Here is an 8615-nt window from a genome sequence, read left to right as displayed (position 1 = left end):
ACAGGCCCCCGCGCGAGAGCGCGACGCAGCCCGCCCCGTAAGGAGACACGCCCACCATGGCCATGGGAAAGACGCCCGGCTCGGGCGACGACGAGGTGGAGGGCGCGGGCTTCGCGGAGATCAACATCACGCCGCTGACGGACGTGATGCTCGTGCTGCTCATCATCTTCATGGTGACCAGCTCCGTCATCACCCAGCAGGGCCCGGGTGGCGGCGCCAAGGCGGGCCTCAAGGTGAACCTGCCCAAGGGCGGCGCCGCGGACGTCACCGCGCGCACCACGGACCTGTCCGTCGCGGTGCTGGCGGACGGCCGCTTCGTGCTCGCGGGCAACGTCGTCGCGGAGGCCGAGCTGAAGCAGGCCTTCGACACGGCGAAGAACCAGAACCCCGACACCGTGGTCATCGTGCAGGCGGACGAAGGCGTCCCCCACGGCACCGTGGTGCAGGTGATGGAGCTGGCCAAGAAGGCCGGCCTCGCGCAGCTCGCCATCGGCGTGCGCGAAGGCAACTGAGCGAAAGGCCCCCCGGCGCTTCACGTGCCGGAGGGCCTTCTTCACTTCAGGACTTCAGGCGCTTGACTCAGACGCCGCCGAACGCCGCGTCGGTGATGTCCATCGGGGACGTGTCCTCGGTGGCGATGAGGCGCGCGGCGTACTCCACGTTGGGCAGCACGTTGCGCGCGTACCACAGGGCGCTGAACTTCTTGCCCTCGTAGAACGCCTTGTCCGGGTGGTCCGCGGCCACGCTGGCGGCGGCCTTCTCCGCGATGACGGCCGCGTCCAAGAGCAGCCAGCCCACGGCGACCTCCGACATCATGTTGAGGAAGCGGTTGGCGGAGAGCGGAATGAGCGGGAAGCGGCCCGCGTCCTGCGACCAGCCGAACAGCGCCATCGCGCTGGACATCAGGCCTTCCTGCGCGCCGGCCAGCGTCTTCACGGCCTCGCCCAGCACCGGGTGGTCGCGGTGCGCTTCCACGAAGCTGCCCACGTCACCCATGAACTGCTGGAAGTGCGCGCCGCCCGCCTGGCCCATCTTGCGGCCCACCAGGTCCATGGCCTGGATGTGGTTGGTGCCCTCGTAGATGGAGAAGATCTTCGAGTCGCGCGTGTACTGCTCCACCGGGTAGTCCTGGATGTAGCCAGCGCCGCCGTACACCTGGATGGCCTGCGCGCAGAGGCGGAAGGCCTGATCCGAGCCGTAGGACTTCACCAGCGGCGTCAGCACCTCAACCTGGCCCTTGTGGTAGGTGGCCGCGTCGTCATCCTTGCCCGCCAGCTGCTTCGCCTTGTCCAGGTGCATGGCCAGCTTGATGATCAGCGCGCGGATGCCCTCCACGTGCGCCTTGATGTCCAGCAGCATGCGGCGGACGTCCGGGTGCTCGATGATGGAGGCGCGCGGCGCGGACGGGTCCTTCCACTTGGTGAAGTGGGAGCCCTGCTTGCGGTCCTTCGCGTAGTCGAGCGCGTTGTAGTACGCGGCCGACGCCAGGCTCACGCCCTGGATGCCCACGGCGATGCGCGCGCCGTTCATCATCTTGAACATCTGGCTCATGCCCACGTGCTCGACCGTGCCCACGAGCTCGCCCAGACAGCCGTCGTTCTCACCGAAGTTGAGGACACAGGTCGCCGAGCCGTTGATGCCCATCTTGTGCTCGATGGACGCCACCGTGACATCGTTGGACTGGCCCGCGGAGCCGTCCGCGTTGATGCGCAGCTTGGGGACGATGAACAGCGACAGGCCCTTGGTGCCCACCGGCGCGCCGTCGATGCGCGCGAGCACCAGGTGGATGATGTTCCCGGCCATGTCATGGTCGCCGCCGGAGATGAAGATCTTGGTGCCCTTGATGCTGTAGGTGCCATCCGCGTTGCGCTTCGCGGTGGACTTGGCCGCGCCCACGTCGGAGCCGGCGTGCGGCTCGGTGAGGCACATGGTGCCGCCCCACGTGCCGTTGAGCATGCGCTCCACGAACTGCTTCTGCTGCGCGGGCGTGCCGCACTCGGCGATGACCTCCGCCGCGCCGAACGCCAGGCCCGGGTACATGTTGAAGGCCGTGTTGGCGCCGGAGAGGATCTCCTCCACCGTCACCTGGAGCATCATCGGCGCGCCCTGGCCGCCGTGCTCCGGGCTCACCGCCACCGTCTTGAAGCCCTGCTCGTAGAGCTTGCCCCAGGCGTCCTTGAAGCCCTTGGGCGTGAAGACCGAGCCGTTCTCCACCCGGCAGCCCTCACGGTCACCGACCGAGTTGAGGGGCCCCAGCACCTCGCGGGCGAAGCGGTACGTCTCCGTGAGGACCGCCTTCGCCTCGTCCGGGCCCCAGGCGTCATAGGGGGCCGTGCCCGCCACCTGGCCGAAGCCGAACTGCTCGAACAGCGTGAAGAAGATCTCTCGAAGGTCGGTCTTGTAGGTGTTGATGCCGGCGGACATGGCCACTCCTGCGTAGGGGCTCGCTGCCTGCCTGCTTCCCGCAGGGCGGGAAAAAGTAAGGGTCAGCGGCCCATGTGACGCAGGAAGTGTGGCGTCGCCTGATTTTTGAGTCAACCCAAGATGACACCCCGCGTTGACGAGCGGTCGAAGCCGCCCTTCTCGAACGCGGGATTTCGTCTTGGAACGCCTACTTCCTGGCCTTCTTCGCGGCCGGGAGCGACGCCGTCTTCGCGGCGGGCTTCTCCCGGGGGGCGGTCTTCTTGGACGAGGCGCCGGAGCGGGGCTCGTCCGACTCCTCGTCCTCCTCGTCGTCCTCGTCCCGGTCGCGCTCCGGGGCGGCGGGCGCCGGGGCGCTCGAGGCGGCCTCGGCGGAGGAGGCAGGGGCCGGGACGACCAGGCTCTCGCGGGGGACCTCCACCACGATGGGGGACTGGCCGGAGCGCTGCCGGTTCTCGTCCTCCAGCGAGTAGAAGAGCTGGATCTGCGAGCCGCCCTTCATGACGAGCTCGCCCTTCTGGTTCTCCGCCCAGAGGTCGATTTCGACGAAGTACCGGCCGCCGGAGCCGTGGCGGTCGCTCACGCGGCCCTTGCAGACCACGGTGTCGCCCGGCCACACCATCTTGATGAAGCGGACGTTGTAGCGCCGCAGCTGGCCGCCGCGGGCCCAGTCGCTGATGAGCTGGCCCAGCATGCCCATCACCAGCATGCCCGGGGCGTACACGGACGGCATGCCCACGCTCTTGGCGTAGATCTCGTCCACGTGCACAGGGTTGTAGTCGCCGGAGGCGCCCGCGTAGCGCGACAGCTGGACGCGGTCCACCGGGGCCTTGGCCAGCGCCGGCAGCTCGTCACCGACGCGGATGGATTCGAAGTAGAGCTTGCGCGCGGGCATCAGGCGTTCTCCTTGGCGGCACGCACCACGAGGGTCCGGCGGGCGCGGAAGACGAGGTTGCCCTCTTCGTCCCGGCCTTCGTCCTCGATGACCGCGATGTCCATCTTGCCGGACATGCCCGGCCGCTCGAAGACGTCCGACACGCGGGTGGACACGTAGATGCGGTCCCCCGCGAAGATGGGCCGCTCGTAGTCAAAGCCCTGCTCGGCGTGCAGCAGGCTCTTGATGCCCACCCCCAACAGCTCCCGGAGGTCCGCGGCGGAATGGAACGACGCGGGAAACGTGGGCGGCGCGACGATGGTGGGGTAGCCCGAAGCGCGGGCGTACTCCTCGTCGTAGTAGATGGGATTGTAGTCGCCGATTGCCTCGGCGAAGCGCCGGATGGCGCCCTTCTCCACCTCGTTGAGCGTCGGCGGCGAGGCGCGGCCAATCGCGTTCTTGTCCAGCATTTCCCTCTCCTGATGAATCTTCAGCGTCCTGACGGAAGCTCGAGCACCGTCAGGAGCCCGGCCTCCGCGGCCGTCAAACGTGGCGCGGCATTCACCAGCGCGTTCGCGGTGGCCCGGTCGCCCGCCACTCCCCCCGGGATTTCCAGCACCAGTCTGGGATCCGCGTCGATTTCGATGCGATCCCGTGGGTTGTCCGCCCCCACAGCGATGGTCAGCTCCAGGCGGACCCGCTCCTGCCCCTCCTCCAAACCCACCACGGATTGGAACATGCCCGCGACGCGGCCTTTCTTCACGACAAATGCGCCGCCGGTGATGTCCTCCTCCGCGAAAACCGGAGTCACCTCTTCCTCGAAGTCATCACAGTCCAGCCCCAGCCCCAGCGCCGCCAGCGCCGCGGACTCCACCAGCCCCACGTGGCCCAGCTCCTCGCGGTCCACCAGGTCGAAGAACTCCTCCTCCGACAGGCCCGCGCCCACCTTGCGCTGCAGGGCTTCACGCCGCGTGCGGGCATCCACCACCCGGCTGGCCGTCACCTTGCGCACGGGGCCACACACCTGCCCGGCCGTGGCGATGAGGCGATCCAGCACGAAGCCCGGGTTCACGCCCGTGCCCACGATGGCGACGCCCGCCTTCTGCGCGGCGCGCTCCAGCTTGTCCGCCAGCTCCGGATACTTCAGGTGCGGGAACGCCAGCTCCTCGCAGGTGCTGGCCACGGGCAGGCCCAGCTTCAGCGCGTCCAGCAGCTGATCCATCACCTGGGACAGCCGCGAGCTGGTGGCGTGCAGCACCACCACGCCCTTGCGGCGCCCCACGGCCTTCTCCAGCGAGTCGGACACCTTGAAGCGCGGCCCGGCCTGCCCCAGCACGTCGCTGAAGGGGCGACCCACCAGGGAGGGCTGCGAGTCCACCGCGCCGATCAGTTCCACTTCGGGGGACGACAGGGCAGCCCTGGCAATCTCCTGCCCGATGAACCCCAGCCCCATCACCACCACCGGCACCGGCCCATCAGGGGCTCTAGCCATCGGAGATTGCTCCCGAATTCCAAGGGGTTACAGCCATTTACGTTGGGTAGGCGGCCACCATAGAACACGGCTCGACGGGCAGGCAAGCAGGACGTGGAGTCCCGCGACCTCCGGTTTGAGTGAAACTTCAAGAATTCCGGTGCTTTAGCGGCACTGGAAAGCTTGGGGGGGCCTGTTTGGCCGTCTGCGGACCCGCTATAAGACTTTGAGAAAGAACGCAGTCTCTTTGCTTGGAGCGAACCTGCCCATGGCCCGAATCCTCGTGGTGGACGACGACGTGCTCATCCTCGCGGCGCTGTCCCGGATCCTCCAGGCGGAGGGCTACGAGGTCGTGACGCACAGCGATCCGGTGGTGGCGGCGCGGGAGCAGGGCTTCGACGTCGTCCTGACGGACTTCATGATGCCGTACCTCAACGGCATCGAGCTGCTGTCCGCGCTACGGGAGAAGAACCCCCGCGCGGTGCGGCTGATGCTGACGGCGGCGGCGGACTTCAAGACGGCGTCCGAGGCGGTGAACCGGGGCGAGGTGTTCCGGCTGCTGGGCAAGCCGTGGGCGCTGAGCGATCTGACCAGCAGCATCCGTCAGGCCTTCGAGCACCACCGGCTGGTGGCGGCCAACGAGCGGCTGACGCGCGAGGTGGCGGAGAAGAACGCGGAGCTCCTGGCCATCAACGAGGGCCTGGAGCGCCGGGTCATGGAGCGCACCACGGGGCTGCTGGACGGGTTGATCAGCGCGCTGGACTACCGCGACACGGAGACGCAGTGGCACTCGCGGCGCGTGTCGCTGTACGCGCGGCGGCTGGCGCAGGAGATCGGCCTCACCGGCGCGGCGCTGGACGTGGTGGAACAGGGCGCGCTCCTGCACGACATCGGGAAGATTGGCGTGCGCGACTCCATCCTGCTCAAGCCCGGCCCGCTCACGCCGGACGAGTGGGTGGAGATGAAGCTGCACCCGGAGTTCGGCTACCGGATGCTGGCGAAGATGCCCTACCTGCACGAGGCGGCGCTCATCGTCCTGCAGCACCAGGAGCGCTGGGATGGCAAGGGCTATCCGCTGGGGCTCAAGGGCGAGGAGATCGTCATCGGGGCGCGCATCTTCTGCCTCGTGGACACGCTGGACGCCATCACCTCCGACCGGCCCTATCGCAAGGGACGCCCGATGAGCGTCGCGCGCGATGAAGTGCGCCGCTGCGCGGGCACGCAGTTCGACCCGATGCTCGCGGAGGCGTTCCTCGGCCTGCCGGAGACGGAGTGGGCGCGCATCCGCCGCGAGGTGGAGGCGATGGAGGAGGCGGAGAGCCACCGCTGGACGTGCGCGAAGCTGGACGCGAACGGACAGCCCGTGCCCGCTCGCGCCGCCGGGGCCTGAGGCACGAAGGCCCGCGTCAGGGGGCGCGGGTGCCGACGATGACGTCGTCGATGACCGTGCCCTCCATGAGCGCGTCCACCACGTCCATGCCTTGAATCACGTCACCGAAGGCCGTGTAGCGGCCGTCCAGGTGCGGCTGCGGTGAGTGCGTGAAGAAGAACTGGCTGCCCCCGGTGTCCTTGCCCGACAGCGCCATCCCCACCGTGCCCCGGGCGTATCGTCGGCGCGTCATCTCGCAGCGGATGGAGTAGCCGGGACCGCCCTCCCCGTCTCCGCGCGGGTCTCCGCCCTGCGCGACGAAGTCCGGCACCACGCGGTGGAAGGTGATGCCCCGGAAGTAGCCCTGCTTCGCGAGCGACATCAGGTTGCCGCCCGTGAGCGGCGCGCCCGGATCCAGCAGGACGGTGATGTCGCCCTTGCGCGTGCGCAGCGTGAGCGTCGTGCCGGGAGGCGCGGCGGGCGGACGGTACGTCTCCGGAGGCAGCTCCACACGGGCGGAGCGGACCGGAGCGCCCGTGAGGGACGTGAGGGACTCGGCCGCGACCCGGCGCACGTTCGCATGTGGATGTTTCAGCCATTCGCGCAGACGGGGTTCCGCGGCCTTTCCCTGCAACGCGACGAGCGCGCCGGCCACGGCCTCCGCCAGGTCCGGCTCCTTGGGGACGCGGTCGGCCAGGGCCTCCAGCGCGGGCAGGGCCTCGGCGTCCTTCAGCTTGCCGGCGGCGGCCGCGGCGAGCCCCGCCACCACCGCGTCACCGCCTCCAATGAGCGCGCGAATGGGCGCCATCGCTTCGGGCACGGGGCGTTCGGAGAGGGCGTCCAGCGCGGCGCCGCGCACGATGGGGCTCACGTGGTTCAGGTAGGGCACCGCGAACGCGGCGCCGGTAGGCTGCCCCTTGAACTGCGCGACCTCATGCAGTCCCAGCGCGAGCCAGCGGGCCTCGGGGACGCGGCCGTAGCCGCACTGGCGGACCTGATCCAGCGTGCCCTGCTGCCGGTCCATCGCCGCCGCGATCCGGCAGTCGAGCCACGCCAGGTCCGCGTGGGCTTCTTCCGTGGCCGCGCTCCGGTCGGCCTCCGCGAACGCCTTCCTCCAGCTCACGAACACCGGCCGGCCCTGGAGCGGGAGTCCCTGCTGCGCCACCGCCAGGAACAGGTGGCCCTGTGCGGCCCTTCCCTCCGCCACCTGCTTCGCCAGGGGCACCCGGCTCTCCAGGGCGATGAGCGGGGCGCAAGGCGCACCGGCCTCGCACTTCGCCGCCAGCTTCGCCAGCGCGCGCGCTGCCTCCGCCGACACGCGGAACTCAGGTCCGCCCAGCATCAGATGCAGCGAGGTCGTGTCCCGCGGGCTGCCCACGTCGCCCAGGCCCTTCGCGCAGAGGGCCCTCGCATCCGGATGCGCGTTGGCCAGACAGGACCCGAGCGCCTCCACGGCATCCAGCCGCTTCGACGCCGCGAGGAGGTACGCCCCGGCGACGTTCACCTCGCTCCGCAAGCGGGGATCCAGCAGCGCGCGGATCGTCTCCAGGGGGACGTTCGCCACGGCCGCGGGCCCGGCCTTGCGCGCAGCCACGCCCAGCGCCGTCGCCGCGGCCTCGGACCAGGGGCCATTGGCCGGAGAAAGCCGGGCCGTCAGCACCTCCACGGCGCCAGGCGTGGCCAGCTTGCCCAGGGACTCCAGCAGCGTGTCGTGCACCCGGGCGTAGGCTTCCGAGGCCTCGGCGCGCACCAGCGCTTCCGTGAGCGCCGTCCGTGCCTCCTCCGGCAGCGGCTCCCAGGACTGGGCCAGCTCCCCCGCCGCGAAGGCGGCTTCTTCGCGCACGGCATTGCGCGGCGCCGTCAGCCCGACGAGGACGGCCTCCAGCGTCGCCACGTCCTGGATGCGCGCCAGGGCCCGGAGGGCGCGCACGCGCACGGCCCAATCCCGCGCGGAGGTGGCGAGCCGCACCAGCTCGCCGTCTCCCAGCGAGCGGCGGTCCTCCCAGTCCTGGATCCGCTCGATGAGCTGTGCGGGCGACTCCTGGGGCGGAGGCACGTCGGGCGTCGGCACCGAGCGCACACAGGCGCTCACGAGGAGGAATCCGGCGGACACGGCGGCGGGCAGGCGGGCCATGCTCGAATTGGCTAGGTCAATTCCCCGCGAAAATCCAGGGGTTATGCCGCTGAACAGGTTTGACAGCCGCGCGCCGGGGCCGGGAAGATATCGGGCCGTTCCCCCCTCCCGGAGCACCGGTCCTGAACTGCCCAGGCTGCAATCGCAAGGTCGCGGACGACACCGCCATCTGCCCCAACTGCGACTACATCATCGACCAGTCCTTCCTCGGGGGAGGTGGGGACGAAGGGGATGCTGGCGGTGAGGATGAGAGCACCGGCGTCCGTCCGCCTCCGCGCTCGCGGCCTCCTCCGGCCCGCGCCGCTCCGGAGCCCCGCGCGCGCCCTGCCCCGGCCCGCGCCAGGAC

7 protein-coding genes are annotated in these 8615 nt (G+C 69.9%); 2 read left to right on the top strand and 5 right to left on the bottom strand.

The annotated features are described in order from the left end of the window. Positions 1-56 precede the first annotated feature (56 nt). Positions 57-512 (top strand): biopolymer transporter ExbD, encoded by a 456-nt coding sequence (locus D7X55_RS30390; RefSeq protein WP_120546675.1) that lies wholly within the window; start codon positions 57-59, stop codon positions 510-512. A 67-nt stretch (positions 513-579) separates the two neighbouring features. Here D7X55_RS30390 and D7X55_RS30385 read toward each other — a convergent pair whose 3' ends face one another. From D7X55_RS30385 to D7X55_RS30370, 4 genes are all read right to left on the bottom strand, one after another. Then, positions 580-2424, bottom strand: coding sequence for an acyl-CoA dehydrogenase (locus D7X55_RS30385; RefSeq protein WP_120546674.1), 1845 nt, complete (start codon positions 2422-2424; stop codon positions 580-582). Positions 2425-2611: 187 nt separating this feature from the next. Further along, a complete protein-coding gene (locus D7X55_RS30380; protein ID WP_120546673.1) occupies positions 2612-3316 on the bottom strand; it encodes a MaoC family dehydratase in 705 nt (234 codons plus the stop codon). Further along, positions 3316-3765 (bottom strand): MaoC family dehydratase N-terminal domain-containing protein, encoded by a 450-nt coding sequence (locus D7X55_RS30375; protein ID WP_014397671.1) that lies wholly within the window; start codon positions 3763-3765, stop codon positions 3316-3318. The genes D7X55_RS30380 and D7X55_RS30375 overlap by 1 nt, the downstream gene beginning before the upstream one ends. Positions 3766-3785: 20 nt before the next feature. Further along, positions 3786-4787, bottom strand: a complete 1002-nt coding sequence (locus D7X55_RS30370; protein WP_120546672.1) for a dihydrodipicolinate reductase — start codon at positions 4785-4787, stop codon at positions 3786-3788. Positions 4788-5034: 247 nt separating this feature from the next. Between D7X55_RS30370 and D7X55_RS30365 the strand changes: the two genes are divergently transcribed. Further along, positions 5035-6156 (top strand): HD domain-containing phosphohydrolase, encoded by a 1122-nt coding sequence (locus D7X55_RS30365; protein ID WP_120546671.1) that lies wholly within the window; start codon positions 5035-5037, stop codon positions 6154-6156. 16 nt (positions 6157-6172) lie between these two features. Here the strand turns inward: D7X55_RS30365 and D7X55_RS30360 are convergent, their stop codons facing one another. Then, the gene (locus D7X55_RS30360; RefSeq protein WP_121724888.1) at positions 6173-8269 is read right to left on the bottom strand and encodes a peptidylprolyl isomerase; all 2097 of its coding nucleotides are present in this window, start codon (positions 8267-8269) and stop codon (positions 6173-6175) included. Positions 8270-8615 lie beyond the last annotated feature (346 nt).

The sequence above is a fragment of the Corallococcus sp. AB049A genome, assembly GCF_003668885.1.
GTDB classification, from domain to species: Bacteria; Myxococcota; Myxococcia; order Myxococcales; family Myxococcaceae; genus Corallococcus; species Corallococcus interemptor.
Note: the sequence above shows the minus strand (reverse complement) of the source record. Positions and strands in the feature narration are given on the sequence as shown.

Bases quoted from the DNA above. Each gene is read 5' to 3' on its own strand.
- D7X55_RS30390 (WP_120546675.1), top strand. From the start codon at position 57: ATGGCCATGGGAAAGACGCCCGGCTCGGGCGACGACGAGGTGGAGGGC.
- D7X55_RS30380 (WP_120546673.1), bottom strand. From the start codon at position 3,316: ATGCCCGCGCGCAAGCTCTACTTCGAATCCATCCGCGTCGGTGACGAG.
- D7X55_RS30370 (WP_120546672.1), bottom strand. From the start codon at position 4,787: ATGGCTAGAGCCCCTGATGGGCCGGTGCCGGTGGTGGTGATGGGGCTG.
- D7X55_RS30365 (WP_120546671.1), top strand. From the start codon at position 5,035: ATGGCCCGAATCCTCGTGGTGGACGACGACGTGCTCATCCTCGCGGCG.
- D7X55_RS30385 (WP_120546674.1), bottom strand. From the start codon at position 2,424: ATGTCCGCCGGCATCAACACCTACAAGACCGACCTTCGAGAGATCTTC.
- D7X55_RS30360 (WP_121724888.1), bottom strand. From the start codon at position 8,269: ATGGCCCGCCTGCCCGCCGCCGTGTCCGCCGGATTCCTCCTCGTGAGC.
- D7X55_RS30375 (WP_014397671.1), bottom strand. From the start codon at position 3,765: ATGCTGGACAAGAACGCGATTGGCCGCGCCTCGCCGCCGACGCTCAAC.